Below are 20,961 nucleotides of genomic sequence, written 5' to 3' on the forward strand. Positions count from 1 at the left end.
GAATTAAAAATCAGTATCCCGCCGTTAAATCATCCACGGAACGCGGGTCAGACGCACCGTACAGTTCGCCATCCGGTCCAACCATAATACTTTGGGTGCTGCCCATCGCTTCTTTCAGCGCGACTTTCTGCCCTTTCTGTTCCAGCAACTTCAGCGTATCGGGGCTGAAGCCCTTTTCTACCCGCAGTTCGTCCGGCAACCATTGATGATGGAAACGCGGCGCGTTGGTCGCTTCGGCGACGTTCATGCCAAAATCAATGCTGTTCACTACCATTTGCAGCACAGTAGTGATGATTCGACTCCCGCCAGGGCTACCGGTCACCAGCCAGGTTTTGCCGTCTTTTACCACGATAGTCGGCGACATCGACGACAGCGGACGTTTTTTTGGTTCGACCGCGTTAGCATCGCCGCCCACTAGGCCATAAACATTGGGTACACCAGGCTTAGCAGAAAAATCATCCATTTGATTATTCAGCAGAATACCGGTATTTCCCGCCACAATTCCTGTGCCGAAGGTGGTGTTCAGGGTATAGGTCACCGCCACAGCATTGCCGTCTTTATCCACCACCGAGAAGTGGGTGGTCTGGTTGCTTTCATACGGGGCGAGCTTGCCCGGTTTGATCTGGCTGGAAGGTTTTGCCTTATTAATATCTATTTGATCGGCCAACGTTTTCGCATAGGCTTTGTTGGTCAGCGCCTGCCACGGCACTTTCACAAAGTCCGGATCGCCCAGATACTCTGAGCGGTCAGCGTAGGCGTATTTTTCCGCTTCCGCCATGATTTGCATGGCATCGGCGCTGCCAAAGCCGTACTTCTTCATGTCGAAATTTTCAAGAATATTGAGGATTTGCACGATGTGAATACCGCCCGAGGACGGCGGCGGCATGGAGAAAACCTGATACCCGCGATAGTCACCGCTGATTGGCGTACGCTCAACGGCTTTATAGCTGGCTAAATCCTCTTTGGTCATCAGACCGCCGTTCTTCTGCATTTCCCCGGCAATCTGGTCGGCAATCGCCCCTTTATAAAACGCAGCCGGGCCGTTTTCGGCAATCATTTCCAGGCTTTTCGCCAGATTCTTCTGGATCAGCTTATCGCCTTTTTTCAGCGGCTCGCCGTCTTTCCAGAAAATGGCTTTGCTGTTCTCATGGTTGGGGATCACTTCGCTGCCGTAAGTTTTTAAGTCGTCGGCCAGCGCATCGTTAACCACAAAACCCTCTTCCGCCAGCTTCATCGCCGGACGCACCACTTTATTCAGCGGCATCGTGCCGTATTTCTCCAGCGCCAGCGAGAAACCCGCCACGGTACCCGGCGTACCGGATGCCAGATGCGACGTCAGCGACTTTTTCGCATCGGCGTTACCCTGATCGTCGAGGAACATATCACGGGTCGCGGCAGCCGGCGCCATTTCACGAAAATCGATCGCCGTGGTAGCGCCATCTTTAGTGCGCAGCAGCATAAATCCCCCGCCGCCCAGATTCCCGGCTTGCGGATGCGTGACAGCCAGCGCATAGCCCACGGCGACGGCGGCATCCACGGCATTACCGCCCTGCTTTAAGATATCCACGCCAACCTGCGTCGCCATTGCATCCACGGACGCCACCATCCCTTGCGTCGCCCGTACAGGATGAAAGACATCTTCTTCAACACCATAGGAGACTGGCGGCGCGACGGGAGGATTGGCCACCGCGCTAAACGTCCCCCCGGCCAGCAGAGCGGCGATCGCCACCCAGCGCATAAACGTTGGTTTCATCGTTGTTTTTCTCCAGATAAAGGGGTGTATGTCCCGTTTAATCCTGGTCCACAACGCTTAAAAAATCATCATCATGGCGAAATAGAGGTACACTTAAAAAGAGGCCTCATCGGGAGGAGACGACAATGAAACGCTTACTACTTATTACGGCTTTATTACCCTTTGCTGTATTGGCCCAGCCAATTAACACTATGAATAATCCTAATCAGCCAGGTTATCAAATCCCCAGCCAGCAGCGTATGCAGACGCAGATGCAAACGCAGGCGCGCAGCCAGCAGCAAAATCTACAGTCGCAGTTGAATGCCAATACGCAGCGGGTTCAGCAGGGACAGCCGGGCAACGGTATGCTCGGTCAGCAAACGCTGCCCAATACGCAGGGCGGAATGCTCAGCGGCAGCGGAAATCCGGACCGGATGCTAAACCATTCCCAGCCAATGTTGCAGCAGGACAGCGGGACGCCGCAGCCTGACATCCCGCTGAAAACTATCAGCCCTTAAAACTGAAAGTGAGGGCCGATGTCATCAATGCGATCGGTGCAGATACAATCCACGCCCCAGCGCAGCAGCTCTGCCGCCCGCTGGGGCTGATTGACGGTATACACCAGAATCCGCAGACCCGCGGCCTTAATCTCTTGCACTCGCGTCTCATCGAGTAATTTATGGTTGAGATGGAGGGAAACACAGCCCAGACGGGTCGTCAGTTCACGCCAGTCTTCACGCCATTTATCCAGTAGTAACCCGCGCGGCAGTTCAGGTACTGCCGCCTGCGCCGCTTCCAGCGCCTCTATCTCAAAGGAAGAAAGCAGCGGCGGCGTCATCCCGGCCCACAGTTCGCGGGCGGCCAACGCCACGACACGTCCTGTTAGCCTTCCGCTCCCCGTTGTCGGTTTGATCTCAATATTCGCCATCATGCCGTGTTTACGGCAGCGCTCCGCCACCTGCGAGAGCAACGGCAGCGGCTCGCCTTTAAATTCGCCGCTAAACCAACCGCCAGCGTCCACACGCAATAAATCCTGCCAGTTCAACTCGCCCGCCACACCCCAACCATTGCTGGTGCGCTCCAGGTTATCGTCATGCAGCAGGAAAATTTCGCCGTCTTTCGACAGCTTGGCATCAAACTCAATCATGGTGTGCCCGTATCGCGCGCCCACGTCAATCGCCGCCAGAGTGTTTTCCGGCGCCAGTTTACCGCCGCCGCGATGGGCGACAATGTGAGGATAAGGCCAGTTACTCATACACGTTGTCCTGTTTCGCCATCAAAAAGATGTCGCTGATGTTCCGGCAGACGCAGCCATAGCGTACTGCCCGCCGCCGGGCGCTGCTGATGCGCCAACCGCACCACCAGTTTCTGATCGCCCCAGCGCCCATGCGCCAGATTATCCGCGCCCAGAATCTCCAGCGTGTCTACCGTTAACGGCACGCCGCCTTCCGCCTGCGAGCTTAACGCAATATGCTCCGGGCGGATACCCAGCGTCATTTTACGTCCAGCATGACCCCGATAGCCCGCACCAATCGGCAACGCCAGACCGCCAGGCAATTCGAAACGGTCGCCGGAAGCGCTGATAACGCCGTCCAACAGATTCATCGCCGGGCTGCCAATAAAGCTCGCCACGAAGCGACTGGCCGGTTTTTCATACACCTCTACCGGCGTGCCAATCTGTTCTGCGACGCCTTTATTCATCACCATCACCCGCTGGGCCAGCGTCATCGCCTCTACCTGATCGTGAGTAACATAGAGCGAGGTGGTACGAAGGCGACGATGCAGATGTTGTAACTCCAGACGCATCTGCACGCGCAGCTTGGCGTCGAGGTTAGAGAGCGGTTCGTCGAATAAAAAGACTGCCGGCTCGCGGACGATCGCGCGCCCCATTGCCACGCGCTGCCGTTGACCGCCGGAAAGCTCGCGTGGACGGCGTTTAAGCAGGCCGTCCAGCTCCAGAATGCGCGCCGCCTCCCGCACGCGTTCTTCAATATGCGCTTTGCTCATACCGCGAATTTTCAGCCCCCACGCCATGTTCTCCTCTACGCTCATATGGGGATAGAGAGCATAGTTCTGAAATACCATCGCGATGCCGCGATCTTTGGGCTCCATCTCGGTGACCCGTTTGCGATCAATCCAGATATCGCCGCTGGTCACGCGTTCCAGACCGGCCACCATCCGCAACAACGTTGATTTGCCGCAGCCGGACGGCCCGACCATCACGATAAATTCGCCATCCGCCACGTCCAGCGTCAGCGGTTGAATGACCTGGGTTTTGCCGCCCCAGCTTTTGGTTACTGCCTGTAGTTTTAAACCAGCCATTTTTATTTCTCACTGTCCACTAAACCACGCACAAACGCCCGTTGCATGGCTAACACAATTACGACCGGGGGAATCAGAGTCAGCAGCATTGCCGCCATCACCTGGTTCCATTGCGTGGTACCTTCGCCAGTGGCGATCATCCCTTTGATACCCGCTACGGCAGTGCCAAGATTCACGTCGGTGATAATCAACAGCGGCCACAGATACTGGTTCCAGCCGTAGATAAAGGTGATGACGAATAACGCCGCCAGGTTGGTTTTTGACAGCGGCAACACGATGTCGCGGAAAAAGCGCATCGGCGACGCGCCGTCAATACGGGCCGCCTCCACCAGTTCATCCGGAAGCGTCATGAAGAATTGACGAAACAGGAAAGTGGCGGTAGCGGACGCCATCAGCGGTAACGTCAGACCGGCATAGCTGTTGAGCATTTTCAGGTTGGCGATCACTTCCACCGTCGGGAAGATACGCACTTCAACCGGCAACATCAGGGTGATAAAAATCATCCAGAAGAACAGGTTACGCAGGGGAAAACGAAACCAGACGATGGCGAATGCGGAAAGCATAGATACCGTGATTTTGCCTACCGTAATGCTGAACGCCATAATGAAACTGTTAAGCATCATCAGCCAGAATGGCGCGCTATTAACACCGACGCCGTTGACCCAAATAGTTTTGATATTCTCCAGTAACTGCGTGCCGGGAAGCAGCGTCATCGGCGTCTCAAACACCGCGCGGTCGTCCAGCGTCGCCGCGACAAACGCGACATACAGCGGAAACAAAATGACCGCGATCCCCAGAATCAGCATGGTATGGCTGAATATTGTCAGCCCGCGACGATTCTCTATCATTGGTAACGCACCTTACTTTCCACATAGCGGAACTGCACCACCGTCAGAATGATGACGAGGAACATCAACACCACCGACTGCGCGGCGGACGCCGAGAGATCCAGGCCGGTAAACCCTTCGCAATAAATCTTATAAATCAGCGTCGTGGTGGCTTGTACCGGCCCGCCGGCGGTCGCGGCGTCAATCACCGGGAAGGTGTCGAAAAAGGCATACACCAGGTTGACCACCAGCAGGAAGAAACTGACCGGCGCAATAAGCGGCAAAGAAAGCCGGAAGAAACGACGAATCGGCCCGGCGCCGTCAATGGCCGCCGCTTCCACCAGCGAGCGGGGAATAGATTGCAGCGCGGCAAAGAAGAATAAAAAGTTGTAACTAATCTGCTTCCAGACTGACGCAAATACCACCAGGAACATCGCCTGACCGCTGTTTTGCGCGTGGTTCCAGTCATAGCCGAATTCGCCGAGGAAATGGGTGATTAATCCCCGCCCCGGGTTAAACAGGAAAATCCACAATACGGCGGCGACGGCGGGCGCGACGGCATAAGGCAGCAGCATCAGCGTCTGATAAAAACGGCTGCCGCGCACCACGTAATCCACCAGGGCGGCGAAAAACAATGAGACCAGCAGGCCGCTAAACGTGACCAGCGCGCTGAATTTAATCGTCGTCCAGAAGGCGTCGAGATAATAACTGTCGTGAAAAAGCGCGACGAAATTCTCCAGCCCGACAAATTGGCTGGAAAAACCAAACGGATCGACGCTTTGCAGCGAATACCACAGCGCTTCGCCCGCAGGCCAGATAAAGAAAATAACGGTGATAACCAACTGCGGAGCAACCAGTAAATACGGCAGCCAGCGCGAGCGGAACACCGGACGGGATGATGACATGAAGGTTCTTTTCCTGGAAGGTGCCGGATGGCGGTGCAAGCACCTTATCCGGCCTACAAACGCTGTAGGCCTGATAAGCGCAGCGCCATCAGGCACTTATACACTTAAGATTTGCTCGCTTTCTCAAAACGACGCAGTAACTGATTCCCGCGATCCACCGCGGTATCCAACGCCTGTTGTGGGGTTTTCTTCCCGGTCCAGACGCTTTCCAGCTCTTCGTCCACGATGGTACGAATCTGCGGCATATTGCCCAGACGCAAGCCTTTGGTGAAGGGTAACGGCGGCTTATTCAACATCTGGCGAGTGGCGATATCCGCACCGGGGTTTTTATCGTAATAACCCTGCTCTCGGGTCAGCTCGTAGGCGGCGGTGGTAATCGGCAGGTAGCCGGTTTTTTGATGCCATTCAGCAGCGTTTTCCGGTTTTGCCAGGAAGTCGAGGAATTTGGCGACGCCGGTATAGGTTTCTTTATCTTTACCCTGCATGACCCATAGGCTGGCTCCGCCGATAATGGCGTTTTGCGGCGCGCCCTTGATATCAGCGTCATACGGCATCATACCCACGCCATAGTTAAATTTGGCATACTGGCGGATATTGGCGAGCGAGCCGGAGGACGCGGTTGTCATCGCGCAGTCACCGTTATAAAACTTCTCGGTAGACTCGTCCTTACGCCCAACATAGCTAAAATCGCCTTTCTTATTCATCTCTTCCAGCAGCGCGATATGTTTCACCTGCTCTGGCTTATTAAACTCCAGCACCGCATCTGTACCGTCAAAGCCATTGTTTTTACTGGCGAAGGGGAGACCGTTCCAGGCGCTGAAGTTTTCCAGTTGGATCCAGCCTTGCCAGCCGCTGGCGTAACCGCATTTCATGCCTGCCGCTCTCAATTTCGCGGTATAGTCAGCCAGCTCCTGCCAAGTTTTCGGCGGCTGCTCCGGATCTAAACCGGCTTTCTTAAAGGCGTCTTTGTTGTAGTACAGTACCGGCGTGGAGCTGTTAAAGGGCTGGGAGAGCAGATGCCCGCTTTTAGCATCGGTGTAGTAGCCTGCAACGGTTGGTACAAACTGGGACTCGTCAAAGTTAATACCGGCGTCTTTAAACACTTCATAAACCGGCTTAATGGCTTTCGAGGCCATCATGGTCGCTGTCCCAACCTCATAAACCTGCAATATTGCCGGCGCGTTGCCGGTACGGAATGCCGCGATCCCGGCGCTCAGGTTCTGTTCATAGTTCCCCTTATAGACCGGAACGATTTTGTAATCCGGATTGGCCTGGTTGAAACGTTGCGCCAGTGAATCAACTTCTTTGCCTAACTCCCCTTCCATTGAATGCCAGAATGGAATAGTGGTGACGGCCAACGCCTGACCCGTAAATGCCAGACTCAGCGCCAGTCCTAAAGCTGTATGTCGTAACGATATCATCGGTTATCTCTCTTTTTGTGCCGGGATGCGCGATATCACGCGTTTTATGTTCGCGGGGGTAACATGACATGCTCGAATGACAGAAAAATAACTTTTTTATTACAAAAAAAGATAGTAAGGCGACAGAGAGATGGCAAGGCAGTGAAAGCGCCGGAAAAGAAAAGTGGGAGCTACGGCACGTCTGACAGCGTAATGCTGACCAGACATGCGTTATTTGGCTGGCGTCAGCAGTTAATCACGATGAGAATACTTTTTGTACAGATTTTGTAAGCGCCGCTGATCTCGCCGCTCGCGTTCACGCTGAATGTCGGATTTTTCATCCTCCCACGTTGCACAATCCGGATGATGACGCACTTCGCAGGTCGTTGCGGCCAGTGGATAAGGCGTTGCGGTTTCTTCTTGCCAGATAGCAGGATCGCGGGGATCAAAATCGTTTGAGGTTAAGGCGTTAACACTGAACGAAGCCGCGAACAACAGCGTTCCCATTATGCAGGCGCCTGAACGTATCATCCTTGCTCCTTCTTCGGTGGTTATAGTTGATAACTATTCTCAACTATAACATATTGGTACGAAAAATGTTCTACTGATTTGCCGAATGCCGAGTAATCCGCCAGGTCCGGTAAGCGGTAGCGCCACCGGGCGCGTTTGCCAGATGGCAGCTGTAAACTGCGCCTTATCCGCCCAGATAGGCGCTGCGCACCGCTTCGTTCGCCAGCAGCGCATCACCGGTATCGGATAGCACCACGTGGCCGTTTTCCAGCACATAACCGCGGTCGGCGAGCTTCAGCGCCTGGTTAGCGTTTTGCTCGACAAGGAAGATGGTCATACCCTGCTCGCGCAACTGCTCAATGGTGTCGAAGATCTGCTGGATGATGATCGGCGCCAGCCCCAGCGACGGTTCATCCAGCAGCAACAGGCGCGGCTGGCTCATCAGCGCGCGACCAATCGCCAGCATCTGCTGTTCGCCGCCGGACATGGTGCCCGCTCGCTGGATACGGCGTTCATGCAGGCGCGGAAACAGCTCGTACACCCATTTGATACGCTCCTGAAACCGATCGCGCTCGGCAAAAAAACCGCCCATCGCCAGGTTCTCTTCCACCGTCATCCGCGAGAAGACGCGCCGCCCTTCCGGCACTATCGCCACCGCTTCACGCATGATTTTCGCCGTCTGCCAGTCGGTGATGTCTTTACCGTCAAACACCACCCGTCCGCTGGAGGCGCGCGGATCGCCGCACAAGGTGCCAAGCAGCGTCGTTTTCCCCGCGCCGTTAGCGCCAATCAGGGTAACGATTTCCCCCTGGTTGATGTGCAGACTGACGTCGTGCAGCGCCTGAATCTTGCCGTAGTGGGCGCTGACTTTTTCAAACGTTAACATCGTTTTTTCCATCTTATGCCTCACCCAGATAAGCGCGGATGACGTCCGGGTTGTTGCGGATCTCTTCCGGCGTGCCGTTCGCCAGCGGCGTGCCCTGGTTCACCACGTAAATGCGATCGGAAATGCCCATCACCAGCTTCATATCGTGTTCAATCAGCAAGATAGTGGTGTTGTGATGGTTACGTAGTTCGGCAATCAGCTCATCCAGCTCTTTGGTCTCTTTCGGGTTAAGGCCGGCCGCCGGTTCGTCGAGCATCAGAATTTCTGGCTGCGTCACCATGCAGCGGGCAATCTCCAGCCGGCGCTGGTCGCCGTAGGCCAGATTACTGGCCTGGCGGTTGGCATGTTCCAGCAGGCCAATACGCTCAAGCCAGGTCGCCGCGCGGTCCAGCGCTTCACTTTGCGCGCGGCGGAAAGCGGGCGTTTTCAACAGGCCGGAAAAGAGGCCCGTTTTCAGTTGCTGGTGCTGCGCCACCAGCAGGTTTTCAATCACCGTCATTTCGCGAAACAGGCGCACATGCTGGAAAGTGCGTACCACGCCCATGCGGGCGATCTGCTGGCCCGGCAATCCTTCCAGATGCCGCTCGCGCAACGTGATCGTACCGCCTGTCGGCTTATAAAAACCGGTCAGGCAGTTAAACACCGTCGTTTTACCCGCGCCGTTAGGGCCAATCAGCGACACAATTTCCCGCTCACGCAATTCCAGCGATACATTGTTGACCGCCAGCAAACCGCCAAAGCGCATCATCAGGCCGTTAACCGCTAATAATGGCTGACTCATGCCTGCTCTCCTTTCGCCTGACCACTTTTCAGCTTCAACTGCGGACGCGTCATCGGCAGCAATCCCTGCGGGCGCCAGATCATCATCAACACCATTAAACCGCCGAGCATCAACATGCTGTATTCGTTGAAATCGCGCATCAACTCGCGCGACACCACCAACAGAACCGCCGCCAGGATCACCGCAAACTGCGAGCCCATTCCGCCCAGCACCACAATCGCCAGCACGAAGGCGGATTCGGCGAAAGTGAAGGATTCCGGGCTGACAAAGCCCTGGCGGGCGGCAAACAACGTCCCGGCGAAACCGGCAAACGCGGCGCTGATAGTAAAAGCGGTCAGCTTGATGCGCGTCGGGCTTAAACCTAATGAGCGACAGGCGATCTCATCTTCACGCAACGCTTCCCACGCCCGGCCCAGCGGCATACGCAGCAGGCGGTTAATGACAAACAGCGACAGGACCACCAGCAACAGGGCCACCAGATAGAGGAAAATGACCCGGTCGGATGGGTCGTACTTCACGCCAAAGAAATTGCTGAAGGTATCCCAGCCGCCTTCTCGGGTGTTGCGGCTAAACTCCAGACCAAACAGCGTCGGTTTGGGGATCTGGCTGATGCCGTTCGGGCCGCCGGTAATTTCAGTGTTGTTGAGCAACAGGATACGGACGATTTCGCCGAAGCCGAGCGTCACAATCGCCAGATAGTCGCCGCGCAGGCGCAGTACCGGGAAGCCGAGCAGGAAACCGGCGGCGGCGGAGACCAGTCCCGCCAGCGGCAGGCAGGTCCAGAAACCCAAACCGTAATAGTGGTTAAGCAGCGCAAAGGTATAAGCGCCGATGGCGTAAAAGCCGCCGTAGCCCAATACCAGCAGGCCGGACAGCCCCACCACCACGTTCAGCCCCAGACCGAGGATGATATAAATCATGGTCATAGTGGCGATATCGACGCTACCGCGCGACACCATAAACGGCCACGCCACGGCGATAACCAACAGCGCCATCAGAAACAGCTTTTGCTTAACGGTAGAGCCATCGATCGCCGGCAGAATAAACTTCGGTCCGGAGACGTGCTTCACCGCTTTCTGGAACATCGGACGCAGCAACTGAAAGAAAAAAACCACTGCCGTACCGATAAAGATCCACTGCCAGCGGATGTCGGCGGCGGTATCCACCACCAGTTTGGTGCCGTCCAGCTCCAGTTGTACGCCCATAAAGACGCCAGCCAGAACGAAGAACATCGCCGCAGAGAACAGAGCCATCGCAATATGCATCGGTTTCATACTTTCTCTACCTCCGGACGCCCCAGGATACCGGTCGGCATCACCAGCAGTACCAGAATCAGCAGAGCGAACGACACGACATCTTTATATTCGGTACTTAAATATGCAGACGAGAGCGCTTCGGCGACGCCCAAAATCAGACCGCCGATCATCGCGCCCGGAATGCTGCCAATACCGCCCAGCACCGCCGCGGTGAACGCTTTCATCCCGGCCATAAAACCGATGTAGGGGTTAATCACGCCATAGAACTGACCGAGCAGCACGCCCGCCACCGCCGCCATTGCCGCGCCGATAACAAACGTTAGCGCAATGACGCGGTCGGTATTAATGCCGAGCAGGCTGGCCATTTTCAGATCCTCCGCGCAGGCGCGGCAGGCGCGGCCCATCCGGGAGTAGCGAATGAAAATGGTGAGCGCCAGCATAGCCAGAAAGGTGACTATCCAGATAACCGCCTGCATGGTGGTGATGGACGCGGAAAAGTTTTCGCTGCTGCCCACAATCCACTGGCCGTTAAACAGGCTGGGTAACGCCACGTCGCGCGAACCTTCCGTCAGGCTGACGTAGTTTTGCAGAAAGATGGACATCCCGATGGCGGAAATCAGGGCGATCAGGCGCTTGGAATTGCGCACAGGCCGGTAAGCGACTCGCTCGATACTCCAGCCGTAGGCGCTGGCAATAATAATCGCGCCGATAAATCCGGCGGCCACCAGTAGCCAACTGGTGTCTATTCCCATCATCATTAGCGCGGCGATGATCATAAAAGAGACGTAGCTGCCGATCATATACACCTCGCCATGAGCGAAGTTGATCATGCCGATAATGCCGTACACCATCGTATAACCGATAGCAATCAGCGCGTAGGTGCTCCCCAGCGTGACGCCGTTAAACATCTGCTGCAAGAAATAGAGAAACTGCTCGGACATAAGGTAACCTTTTTAAACCCGCCCGGCGTGCGGGCGGTGGGATAACTTATCTTCTGGCATTACTTCGCGACGGTTGACGAGCCGTCGGCGTGCCACTGGAAGACGCCAAATTCAAATCCCTTAAGATCGCCTTTTTCATCCCATTTCAGCGGCCCAATAACGGTATCAGCCCCGTTCGCTTTAAGATCTTTCACCAGATCCAGCGGAGCATGGCTGGCGCTACGCGTCATTGCGGTCGCCAGCGACTGGACGGCGGCGTAGGTGATCCAGACATACGGACCGCTGGGATCTTTCTTGTCGGCTTTCAGCGCCTCGACAATCGCTTTATTCGCCGGGTCCTGGTCATAACGTTTTGGCATCGTCACCAACATGCCTTCCGCCGCACCGCCCGCAATATTGGACAGCGACGCGTTACCCACGCCTTCCGGCCCCATAAATTGCGTTTTCAGGCCATTAGCCCGCGCCTGGCGCAGCATCTGCCCCATTTCCGGGTAGTAGCCGCCGTAATACACAAAGTCGATATTCTCTTTTTGCAAGCGAGCAATCAGGGCGGAGAAATCTTTTTCGCCGGCGGTAATACCATCAAAAAAGACAATATTGGCATTGCCCTGCTTCAGGCCATCCTGCACGGAGCGCGCCAGTCCTTCGCCGTATTGCTGTTTATCGTGAATGATAGCGATGCGCTGCGGTTTCACCGTTTCCAGGATGTATTTCGCGGCCGTTGGCCCCTGGGAGGAGTCCAGGCCGGCGGTACGCATAATGTACTGATAGCCGCGCTGGGTCAGCTCCGGGTTAGTCGCCCCCGGGGAGATCATCAGAATACCTTCATCTTCATAGATATCGGATGCTGGCTGAGTAGAAGAAGAACACAAGTGACCAATAACGTACTGAATACCGTCGTTAACGATTTTGTTGGCCACCGCCACCGCCTGTTTTGGATCGCAGGCATCATCGTACTCTACGCCGACCAGCTTATCGCCTTTAATACCGCCTTTAGCATTGATGTCTTTAATGGCCTGGCGCGCGCCGTTAAATTCCATATCGCCCCATTGCGCTACCGGGCCGGACATCGCCCCGACTATGGCGACTTTAATATCATCTGCCATTGCCCCCTGCGAGACTGCTAATGCAACAATCCCTGCGATTATTGTTTTCGCTTTCCGTTTCATGTGCCTGTATCCCCATTCGTGATGTTATATGTTTTGTTTTTTACTGGTTAAAAAGCAGACTGTACTTTTTATAAATGGTGCGCTTTTTACTGACTCATTAATGAGTTAGCGCAGCATTTAAAGCATAATAAGATTAAAATCTCTATTTTTCAGTCTATTAAGAAAATATAATATTCTGCTTTTCGTTATAGATAAACAAAAAAAAGCACGCTTGTCAGCATAAAATAACGGCACATTAAGCGGAATAATTCACTAGCATTCAGGGAATTATGCTGCCTGTTTTCCATTCTCTAATGCTTCAAACTGTAATTATCGTTGTTAAAAAATTAATAACCTGGTAAATGACACAAAAAAGAGAAAGCATCTGGCCTGCCTGTTTCGGTACACTGATCGCATCTTTTGAAATCGGGACAAGCCGTCGATGAAGCTGACCATTCTTCGTTTAGAACACTTTAGCGCTCAGGATCAGATCGATCTGGGCAAAATCTGGCCGGAATATTCCGCCTCCTCATTAAGCGTAGATGAAACGCACCGGATTTATGCCGCGCGGTTTAACGAGCGTTTGTTGGGCGCCGTAAGAGTGACGCTGAGCGGAACGCAGGGCGCGCTGGATTCCTTACGCGTGCGTGAAATCACCCGTCGCCGCGGCGTCGGGCAATACCTGGTAGAAGAGGTCATCCGCGATAATCCCAACGTCTCGTCGTGGTGGATGGCGGATGTCGGTGTTGAAGACCGCAGCGTGATGGCCGCGTTTATGCAGGCGTTAGGTTTTACCGCCCAGCATGACGGCTGGGAGAAGCGCTAAAAGAAAGCCGGATGGCGCTGACGCTTATCCGGCCTACATGCCGGGAGAAAAGATAAAAACCACCTCGCAATTTTCCAAGAATTTCGCGTTGCAGGCAGGCGGCAAGTTATGAAATCCCCGGAAGCTTACATAAGTAAGTGACCGGGGTTGAATAACGTAGCCAACGCACCTGCAGCGCGAAAGGCGCCAGGAAAATTACTTAGCGTCTGTCGCCGTACCATTCGCATGCCAGTCAAACACGCCGAACTCAAATCCTTTCAGATCGCCTTTCTCATCCCACGACAGCGGTCCCATTACGGTGTCGACCGTGGTGCCTTTCAGGTATTTGGCAATTTCCGCCGGATCGTCAGACTGGTTCAGACCCGCCTGCAACGATTGCAGCGCGGCGTAGGTGGTCCACACGAATGCGCCGCTAGGATCTTGTTTCTTGGCTTTGATGGCATCCACAATCGGTTTGTTCGCCGGGACCTGATCGTAGTTCTTCGGTTTGGTGACCAGTAAGCCTTCCGCCGACTCTCCGGCGATGTTAGACAGCGAGACGTTCGCCACCCCTTCCGGCCCCATAAACTGGGTTTTCAGCCCTGCGGCGCGGGACTGGCGCAAAATCTGCCCCATTTCCGGGTGATAACCGCCGTAGTAGACAAAGTCGATATTCTCTTTTTTCAGACGCGCTACCAGAGTGGAGAAATCTTTTTCGCCGGCGGTAATGCCGTCAAAGAATACGACGTTAACGCCGCCTTTCTTCAGACCGTCCTGCACCGCGCGCGCCAGCCCTTCGCCGTACTGCTGCTTATCGTGGATAATCGCGATGCGCTGCGGTTTTACCTTCTCCAGAATATACTTTGCCGCCGTTGGTCCCTAGTCAGAGTCCAGGCCGGTCGTGCGCAAAATCAGGTTATAGCCGCGCGCGGTCAGCTCCGGTGCGGTCGCCGCCGGGGTTATCATCAGGATGCCTTCGTCTTCGTAGATATCAGACGCTGGCTGTGTGGAAGAGGAGCATAAGTGACCGATAACATACTTGATGCCGTCGTTCACCACTTTGTTAGCGACCGCTACCGCCTGTTTTGGATCACAGGCGTCGTCATATTTCACCGCGACGAGCTTATCGCCTTTAATACCGCCTTTCGCATTGATATCGGCAATTGCCTGCTCCGCACCGGTAAATTCCTGGTCGCCATACTGCGCCACCGGACCGGACATCGCGCCGACAACCGCGACTTTAATGTCCTCTGCGAATGCCATATGGCTTAATGACAGGGCGATACATCCTGCCAATAACGTTTTACCCTTCATATTCATCCTGATAATCCCCATTATTCTGGTTGTTACGTGTGTTGTGGTGTTATTGTTCAGCACTTTATTTCGATTATTGGCTAGCTACCCGTGCTTTAGCAGCATACTCTGCTAAAACATACCCGATTTTTATTATTTTGGAATAGCTAAATTTACATCCAGATAACAGATTTGTGTCGGTGGGGGAGAGGAAGGGCCCGTAGGCCAGATAAGCGAAGCGACATCGGGCAAACGTGTTGCCGGATAGCAGCGTAAACGCCTTATCCGGCCTACAAAAAACAAAACCCCCGAATTCACATTCGAGGGTTCATTGGCAATTCGCGAAGATTACGCTTCGATCGCAGCGCGAAGCTTTTTCATGGCGTTCTTTTCAAGCTGGCGCACACGCTCAGCGGAGACGCCGTAACGATCGGCCAGCTCCTGCAACGTAGACTTATTGTCTTCGTCCAGCCAGCGAGCGCGGATAATATCCTGGCTACGCTCGTCGAGCCCCTGCATCGCATCGGTCAGTCGGTTAGCGGCCTGCTCTTCCCAGTTATCGTCTTCAATGCCGTCGGCAAAGTTAGACGATTTATCCTGCAGATACAGCACCGGCGCCATTGGCTGGCTGTCGGACTCATCGTCCGAAGACATGTCAAACGTCATGTCCTGCGCCGCCATACGCGACTCCATCTCACGCACGTCTTTACTGGAAACACCCAGTTCGCGCGCCACCATTTCAACCTCATCCTGATTAAACCAGCCCAGACGCTGCTTGGTTTTACGCAGATTAAAGAACAGCTTACGCTGCGCTTTCGTGGTTGCGACTTTAACGATACGCCAGTTACGCAGCACGTATTCGTGAATTTCTGCTTTAATCCAGTGTACGGCGAAGGAGACCAGGCGCACGCCTACTTCCGGGTTGAAACGACGTACGGCTTTCATCAGGCCGATGTTGCCTTCCTGGATCAAATCCGCCTGCGGCAGACCATAGCCCGCATAGTTACGAGCAATATGAACAACAAAGCGCAGGTGAGACAGGATCAGCGTTTTAGCTGCTTCCAGATCGCCCTGGTAATGCAGCCTTTCAGCCAATGCCCGCTCCTCGTCAGCCGATAACATCGGCCACGCGTTCGCCGCCCGGATATAAGATTCCAGGTTGCCAACAGGGGCTAAAGCTAAATTTTGCATTTCTTTGGTCATTCAAATCCTCTCAATCAGTATTGCCTGGCACCGTCAGCGAGCAACAACCGTGCCAAAGCCGATGAGCAACGAGAATATCATCCACTCTTTTATCAGACAGTGATTTTATCCACAAGTTCAATGTAACACTGTGCATAATTTACACACATAATGTGACATGAAGATGAAACGCGGGGAAGAGACAACAGGGACTCTTTCCCTGCGAACGGAAGCCCATTGCAGGGAAAGATTATACCACGATTTTATCAATCGGGAGTAAAGTAACGTAAATGTTGCACCGTAGCCAGCCAAGCGGCGATCCAGCCGATCATGGAACAGACCAGCAGCAGCAACAGGCACTCATCGAACGATAAACCATTGAGATCAAACTTCGTGCCGAAGACCTGCGCCACTTCAGTCACCGCCGATGATAAACGCATCACCAAAATTTCAGACAATATCAGTGAAAGAAACGCGCCGGAAAAACCGAGCAATGCGCCGCCGTAGAGGAACGGACGCAGGATAAAGCCATCGGTCGCGCCAATCAGCTTTTGCACGTTAATGGTGTCGCGACGGGCAAAAATGCTCAGGCGCACGCTGTTGCCGATAACGAGGAAGACCGCCGCGACCATCAGCACGCCAATCATCGCCGACACGCGGCCCACCAGCCCGGTGAGCGCCGCCAGACGCGCAAACCAGCTATCATCCATGCGGACTTCGTCAATGCCGTTAATCTGCGAGATACGGTCGCGCAGCGTATTAAGCGAGGCGGTACTTTGAAAGTCCAGCTTGGGGATCACCACCGCCACCGCCGGTAGCGGGTTCTCTTCCAGCATGTCCAGCGCGCCGCCAAAACCCGACCAGTTGCGGAATTCGCCCAGCGCGTCCTCACGGGACAGGTAGTTGACCTTCTCAACGCCCTGCTCGGCCTGAAGCTGCCCAACGACCCGCGCCGCCGCGTCATCATCCAGCGTTTTTTGCAGATAAACGGTGATCTGCGGCGACGGATAGTACTGAGTCGCCGCCTGGTTGACGTTCTTATAGACCATGTAACAGACGCTGGGCAGCGTCAGGGAGATGGCGATCACCATCACCGTCAGAAACGTCGCCAGCGGTTTGCTTTTCAGATCTTGCAGCGCACCGTGCCAAGCATAGCGCACCTGTTCATTAAAAACATTTGTTTTACGTGAGTTCGGTTTCGGCGTCGGCTTCTGGCGTCCTGGCGCGTTGCGCCCGCCGCCTGTTCCGCCGCGAGACTTACGCAGTCGATCCAGCCGTCCGCCGAACTGCCTGATTTGGTTAATCGCGTCGCGCCTATTCATTGGCCAGGCCTCCATGCAGATGTCCATCGCTCAGGACGAGCTGCCTATAGGAACGACGCGAGATAAGTCCAATATCGTGCGTCGCCATCAGTACCGTCACCCCTACGCGGTTAAACTCTTCAAACAGACGTAAAATCCCTTCCGACAACGCGTCGTCCAGGTTCCCGGTCGGTTCATCCGCCAGCAATACCGCTGGCTTATTGACCACCGCGCGGGCGATGCCCACGCGCTGTTGTTCGCCTCCGGAGAGTTGAATCGGGAAGTTTCTCGCTTTGTCCAGTAGTCCAACCTTATCCAGCGCCGCCGACACACGACGACGGATATCATCGCCGCTGGCGCCGGCAATGATTAACGGTATCGCCACATTGTCATAGACCGTGCGATCCATCAGCAGATGGTGATCCTGGAAAATCATCCCAATCTGGCGGCGCAAAAACGGCACTTCGCGGTTTTTCAGGCGCGTAATATCATGCCCGCTGAAGAAGATTTTGCCGGCGCTGGGCCGCTCAATCCCACAGATTAGCTTCAGCAGGGTACTTTTCCCCGCGCCGGAGTGGCCGGTCAGAAACGCCATCTCGCCTGGCCGCATATGGAATGTCACTCCCTGCAGCGCTTGTCTCCCGCCGAGATAGGCCTTGCTGACATGTTCAAAGCGAATCATTGTTAATCCTCTCGGGCAAAAAGTGCCTCAATAAAATCGTCCGCCTTAAACGGACGCAAATCCTCGATACGTTCGCCCACGCCAATGTAACGGATAGGAATGCCAAACTGGTCAGCTACCGAGAAAATCACCCCGCCTTTCGCCGTACCGTCCAGCTTGGTCAGGGTAATACCGGTTAAGCCCACCGCTTCATGGAACAGTTTGGCCTGGCTTACCGCGTTCTGTCCGGTGCTGGCGTCAATGGTCAGCATAACTTCATGTGGCGCTTCTTCGTCCAGCTTTTTCATGACGCGAACGATTTTTTTCAGCTCTTCCATCAGGTGCGACTTGTTCTGCAAACGCCCTGCCGTATCGGCAATTAACACATCCACATTACGCGCCTTCGCGGCCTGGATAGCGTCAAAAATCACCGAGGCGGAGTCCGCGCCGGTATGCTGGGCGATAACCGGAATGTTGTTACGCTGTCCCCAGACCTGTAGCTGTTCGACCGCCGCCGCGCGGAAAGTATCCCCCGCCGCCAGCATCACTGATTTACCCTGCTGCTCAAACTGGCGCGCCAGTTTACCGATAGTGGTGGTTTTACCCACGCCGTTCACGCCAACCATCAGAATAACAAAAGGCGTTTTACCTTCAATATTAAGCGGTTCGTCTACCTTCGCCAGAATCTCGCCCATCTCGTCTTTCAACAGACCATACAGCGCCTCGGCATCTTTAAGCTGTTTGCGGCTGGCGCCTTCCGTCAGATTAGCGATAATCTTACGCGTGGTTTCCACCCCGACATCAGCGATGAGCAACTGCTCTTCCAGCTCCTCGAACAAATCATCGTCGATTTTCTTGCCGCGGAACAGACTGATAAATCCGGAACCGAGATTTTCTTTGGTTTTCAGCAGACTGCGTTTCAGGCGGGCAAAGAAACCTTCTTTAGTCGGTTTTTCCTGCTCCTGAACGATCGCTTCCACCGGCGCGTCTTCTTCCGCCGGCGGAACAACCATCACCGCCTCTTCCGCCGCCTGAGCGGCCAGCGCCTGCGCTTCCAGCTCTTCGTCGGTGAATTTCGCCGCGTTTTCGCCCTCTTCTTCTACCGCGGCAATGACCTCTACGGTTTCCGCTTCGGCCTGCCACTCTTCCGGCGAGATAGCCTCGTCTTTGACCTCTTCCGGCAGCGGCAATTCCTCGCGTTCCACCGCGATCTGCGGCGCTGCCATCTCAATGGCCGCCGTGGGCTCCGGCTCTACCGGCTGCGGTTTTTCGCTCTCCTGAACTTTCTCAGTAACGTCCACCACCTCTTCCGCAAAGGCTTCTGTTTCTGCTTTGCTGTGCGCGGGCGTTTGCGCGTCTACGTCTGCCGCCGTTTCAACAGGGGGCTCAACCGGTCGTTGTTCCTCAACAATCTGCTGTTCTTCGGTCTGTTCCTGCTTCTGCTCTTTATCACCGAAGCCCAACCAGGAAAAGAAGCCACGTTTTTTCTGTTTTGCCATCTGCGACTACACCCCTCGCGGCGCTATATACATGGAAGCTAAAAAAATGATGAAATAGTCTATCACTTAACTTAATTCACATCACCGCCTGGAATAACTTGCAACAGGCGGTTCGAGCAAGAGAAATGAAAAAACCGACTCACTCTGGCAGCGGCCAAATCCGCATTATTGGCGGGCAATGGCGTGGCCGTAAATTACCGGTTCCGGACAGCCCGGGTCTGCGTCCTACCACCGATCGCGTGCGCGAAACGTTATTTAACTGGCTGGCTCCGGTAATGGTAGACGCCCATTGTCTGGATTGCTTTGCCGGCAGCGGCGCGCTGGGTCTGGAAGCGCTATCGCGTTATGCGGCCCAGGCAACGTTACTGGAAATGGATCGCGCCGTATCGCAGCAGTTGCAAAAAAATCTGGCGACGCTGAAAGCCAACAATGCTCGCGTCGTCAATACCAATACTCTGGCCTTCCTCAGCCAGCCGGGGACGCCGCATCACGTCGTCTTTGTCGACCCGCCGTTTCGTAAAGGACTGCTGGAAGAGACGTTACAATTGCTAGAAACCCAGGGATGGCTGGCCGACGACGCGCTAATCTACGTAGAAAGCGAGGTGGAAAACGGTCTGCCGCCCGTTCCGGCGAACTGGGCATTGTATCGAGAAAAGGTGGCCGGACAGGTCGCTTATCGTCTGTATCAGCGCGACGCGCAAGGAGAAAATGATGTTGATTAATCTGGGCCGCTTATTAATGCTCTTCGTGTGGGCATTTTTGATTCTTAATCTGGTGCATCCCTTCCCGCGCCCGCTCAATATCTTCGTCAACGTGGCGTTGGTGTTCATGGCGCTGATGCACGGTATGCAGTTGGCGTTGCTGAAATCAACGATACCGAAAGCGGGTCCGCAGATGACGACGGGAGAGAAAATCCGCATTTTCCTGTTCAGCGTGTTTGAGCTGCTGGTCTGGCAGAAGAAGTTTAAGAACAAAAAATAACGTTTGCTGCCGGATGACGGTTTATTCGTTATCCGGGGTACGGCTAACAAATCCGACGAACCGCGTTCCCTTATAGCTTAGCGTACCTTGATCGCCCACCGTCAAAGCGTGGTACTGCTGCGCTTGTAAACGGAACGTTTTTTCCAGACCGCCATTGAGCGGCTTAAAACTGGCCTCATAGCGCATACTGGTTCCCGCCGGGCTCACTTCCTGCTGGCGAGAGCGTCGGTCGTTAACCGGCTTCTCCCGTTTATTGCTGACCACGACCTGCTTTTGCTGTAACGGCGCCGCCTCATTAGCGGCTTTTTCCCGCCGTTGCTGAACGAAGCGGAACGACGCGGCAACTACGATTAATGCAATGATTATAATGAAGAAAAGCGGTGGCTTACTCATACTGTTAACCTGTCAGAAAATGCGGAAATAAGCATACCCTGCCCGTTATAGTGTTGTCATCTGACCGTCACGGCCTCTACACTGAATAATAGAGCCGCAAGCATACCGTTTGCGAAAAAATAACGAATTCAAGGAATT

General features: G+C 54.5%; 22 protein-coding genes and 1 pseudogene. 5 read left to right on the plus strand and 18 right to left on the minus strand.

The window, feature by feature from the left end; all coding sequences use genetic code 11:
- Nucleotides 1-10: 10 nt before the first annotated feature.
- The gene (gene ggt / locus AAYN39_RS15405; protein WP_000805086.1) at nucleotides 11-1,753 is read right to left on the minus strand and encodes a gamma-glutamyltransferase; all 1,743 of its coding nucleotides are present in this window, start codon (nucleotides 1,751-1,753) and stop codon (nucleotides 11-13) included.
- A 125-nt stretch (nucleotides 1,754-1,878) separates the two neighbouring features.
- Between ggt and AAYN39_RS15410 the strand changes: the two genes are divergently transcribed.
- The gene (locus AAYN39_RS15410; RefSeq protein WP_000826039.1) at nucleotides 1,879-2,250 is read left to right on the plus strand and encodes a DUF2756 family protein; all 372 of its coding nucleotides are present in this window, start codon (nucleotides 1,879-1,881) and stop codon (nucleotides 2,248-2,250) included.
- On the opposite strand, the gene ugpQ is transcribed toward AAYN39_RS15410, so the two are convergent.
- From ugpQ to livK, 11 genes are all read right to left on the minus strand, one after another.
- Nucleotides 2,247-2,987, minus strand: a complete 741-nt coding sequence (gene ugpQ / locus AAYN39_RS15415; RefSeq protein ID WP_000073552.1) for a glycerophosphodiester phosphodiesterase — start codon at nucleotides 2,985-2,987, stop codon at nucleotides 2,247-2,249. The two genes, AAYN39_RS15410 and ugpQ, sit on opposite strands and share 4 nt — an antisense overlap.
- Nucleotides 2,984-4,054, minus strand: a complete 1,071-nt coding sequence (locus AAYN39_RS15420; RefSeq protein ID WP_000907851.1) for a sn-glycerol-3-phosphate import ATP-binding protein UgpC — start codon at nucleotides 4,052-4,054, stop codon at nucleotides 2,984-2,986. Before AAYN39_RS15420 ends, ugpQ begins: the two co-directional genes overlap by 4 nt.
- A 2-nt stretch (nucleotides 4,055-4,056) precedes the next feature.
- Nucleotides 4,057-4,902 (minus strand): sn-glycerol-3-phosphate ABC transporter permease UgpE, encoded by an 846-nt coding sequence (gene ugpE, locus AAYN39_RS15425; RefSeq protein ID WP_000572199.1) that lies wholly within the window; start codon nucleotides 4,900-4,902, stop codon nucleotides 4,057-4,059.
- Complete coding sequence (gene ugpA / locus AAYN39_RS15430; protein WP_000099302.1) at nucleotides 4,899-5,786, minus strand: sn-glycerol-3-phosphate ABC transporter permease UgpA; 888 nt, start codon at nucleotides 5,784-5,786, stop codon at nucleotides 4,899-4,901. The genes ugpE and ugpA overlap by 4 nt, the downstream gene beginning before the upstream one ends.
- A 104-nt stretch (nucleotides 5,787-5,890) precedes the next feature.
- Nucleotides 5,891-7,207 carry a sn-glycerol-3-phosphate ABC transporter substrate-binding protein UgpB gene (gene ugpB / locus AAYN39_RS15435; protein WP_000624747.1) on the minus strand — a complete coding sequence of 439 codons (1,317 nt, stop codon included), beginning with the start codon at nucleotides 7,205-7,207 and terminating at the stop codon, nucleotides 5,891-5,893.
- A gap of 231 nt (nucleotides 7,208-7,438) precedes the next feature.
- Nucleotides 7,439-7,717: a hypothetical protein gene (locus tag AAYN39_RS15440; RefSeq protein WP_000621260.1), complete on the minus strand. Its 279-nt coding sequence runs from the start codon at nucleotides 7,715-7,717 to the stop codon at nucleotides 7,439-7,441.
- Nucleotides 7,718-7,880: 163 nt separating this feature from the next.
- A complete protein-coding gene (gene livF / locus AAYN39_RS15445; RefSeq protein ID WP_000416114.1) occupies nucleotides 7,881-8,594 on the minus strand; it encodes a high-affinity branched-chain amino acid ABC transporter ATP-binding protein LivF in 714 nt (237 codons plus the stop codon).
- Nucleotide 8,595: 1 nt separating this feature from the next.
- Entirely contained in the window at nucleotides 8,596-9,363 is a 768-nt protein-coding gene (gene livG / locus AAYN39_RS15450) for a high-affinity branched-chain amino acid ABC transporter ATP-binding protein LivG (RefSeq protein WP_000082083.1), read from the minus strand.
- Nucleotides 9,360-10,637, minus strand: coding sequence for a branched chain amino acid ABC transporter permease LivM (livM, locus tag AAYN39_RS15455; protein ID WP_000803764.1), 1,278 nt, complete (start codon nucleotides 10,635-10,637; stop codon nucleotides 9,360-9,362). The genes livG and livM overlap by 4 nt, the downstream gene beginning before the upstream one ends.
- The gene (gene livH, locus AAYN39_RS15460) at nucleotides 10,634-11,560 is read right to left on the minus strand and encodes a high-affinity branched-chain amino acid ABC transporter permease LivH (protein WP_000003007.1); all 927 of its coding nucleotides are present in this window, start codon (nucleotides 11,558-11,560) and stop codon (nucleotides 10,634-10,636) included. Before livH ends, livM begins: the two co-directional genes overlap by 4 nt.
- A 59-nt stretch (nucleotides 11,561-11,619) precedes the next feature.
- A complete protein-coding gene (gene livK, locus AAYN39_RS15465) occupies nucleotides 11,620-12,729 on the minus strand; it encodes a high-affinity branched-chain amino acid ABC transporter substrate-binding protein LivK (protein WP_000822976.1) in 1,110 nt (369 codons plus the stop codon).
- A 421-nt stretch (nucleotides 12,730-13,150) separates the two neighbouring features.
- On the opposite strand from livK, the gene panM reads away from it, so the two are divergent.
- Together panM and AAYN39_RS15475 are read left to right on the plus strand one after the other, a co-directional pair.
- Nucleotides 13,151-13,534 (plus strand): aspartate 1-decarboxylase autocleavage activator PanM, encoded by a 384-nt coding sequence (gene panM / locus AAYN39_RS15470; protein ID WP_000778873.1) that lies wholly within the window; start codon nucleotides 13,151-13,153, stop codon nucleotides 13,532-13,534.
- Nucleotides 13,512-13,646, plus strand: coding sequence for a hypothetical protein (locus tag AAYN39_RS15475; protein WP_001517957.1), 135 nt, complete (start codon nucleotides 13,512-13,514; stop codon nucleotides 13,644-13,646). The genes panM and AAYN39_RS15475 overlap by 23 nt, the downstream gene beginning before the upstream one ends.
- Nucleotides 13,647-13,729: 83 nt before the next feature.
- On the opposite strand, the pseudogene livJ reads toward AAYN39_RS15475, so the two are convergent.
- The 5 genes and pseudogenes from livJ to ftsY form a co-directional block, all read right to left on the minus strand.
- Nucleotides 13,730-14,833 (minus strand): annotated as a pseudogene (livJ, locus tag AAYN39_RS15480) (branched chain amino acid ABC transporter substrate-binding protein LivJ).
- A 321-nt stretch (nucleotides 14,834-15,154) separates the two neighbouring features.
- Nucleotides 15,155-16,009: an RNA polymerase sigma factor RpoH gene (gene rpoH, locus AAYN39_RS15485; protein WP_000159621.1), complete on the minus strand. Its 855-nt coding sequence runs from the start codon at nucleotides 16,007-16,009 to the stop codon at nucleotides 15,155-15,157.
- A gap of 245 nt (nucleotides 16,010-16,254) precedes the next feature.
- Nucleotides 16,255-17,310, minus strand: coding sequence for a permease-like cell division protein FtsX (gene ftsX, locus AAYN39_RS15490; RefSeq protein WP_001081708.1), 1,056 nt, complete (start codon nucleotides 17,308-17,310; stop codon nucleotides 16,255-16,257).
- The gene (ftsE, locus tag AAYN39_RS15495) at nucleotides 17,303-17,971 is read right to left on the minus strand and encodes a cell division ATP-binding protein FtsE (protein WP_000617729.1); all 669 of its coding nucleotides are present in this window, start codon (nucleotides 17,969-17,971) and stop codon (nucleotides 17,303-17,305) included. Before ftsE ends, ftsX begins: the two co-directional genes overlap by 8 nt.
- Nucleotides 17,972-17,973: 2 nt before the next feature.
- Nucleotides 17,974-19,449, minus strand: coding sequence for a signal recognition particle-docking protein FtsY (ftsY, locus tag AAYN39_RS15500; RefSeq protein WP_001118701.1), 1,476 nt, complete (start codon nucleotides 19,447-19,449; stop codon nucleotides 17,974-17,976).
- Nucleotides 19,450-19,574: 125 nt separating this feature from the next.
- On the opposite strand from ftsY, the gene rsmD reads away from it, so the two are divergent.
- Both rsmD and AAYN39_RS15510 read left to right on the plus strand, forming a co-directional pair.
- Complete coding sequence (rsmD, locus tag AAYN39_RS15505) at nucleotides 19,575-20,171, plus strand: 16S rRNA (guanine(966)-N(2))-methyltransferase (RefSeq protein WP_000743275.1); 597 nt, start codon at nucleotides 19,575-19,577, stop codon at nucleotides 20,169-20,171.
- Complete coding sequence (locus AAYN39_RS15510; RefSeq protein WP_001681701.1) at nucleotides 20,161-20,430, plus strand: DUF1145 family protein; 270 nt, start codon at nucleotides 20,161-20,163, stop codon at nucleotides 20,428-20,430. The genes rsmD and AAYN39_RS15510 overlap by 11 nt, the downstream gene beginning before the upstream one ends.
- A gap of 21 nt (nucleotides 20,431-20,451) precedes the next feature.
- Here the strand turns inward: AAYN39_RS15510 and AAYN39_RS15515 are convergent, their stop codons facing one another.
- Nucleotides 20,452-20,823 (minus strand): DUF2500 family protein, encoded by a 372-nt coding sequence (locus AAYN39_RS15515; RefSeq protein WP_000042855.1) that lies wholly within the window; start codon nucleotides 20,821-20,823, stop codon nucleotides 20,452-20,454.
- Between the last annotated feature and the right edge of the window lie 138 nt (nucleotides 20,824-20,961).

This window comes from Salmonella sp. K21076, assembly GCF_039650795.1.
Taxonomy (GTDB): Bacteria; Pseudomonadota; Gammaproteobacteria; order Enterobacterales; family Enterobacteriaceae; genus Salmonella; species Salmonella enterica.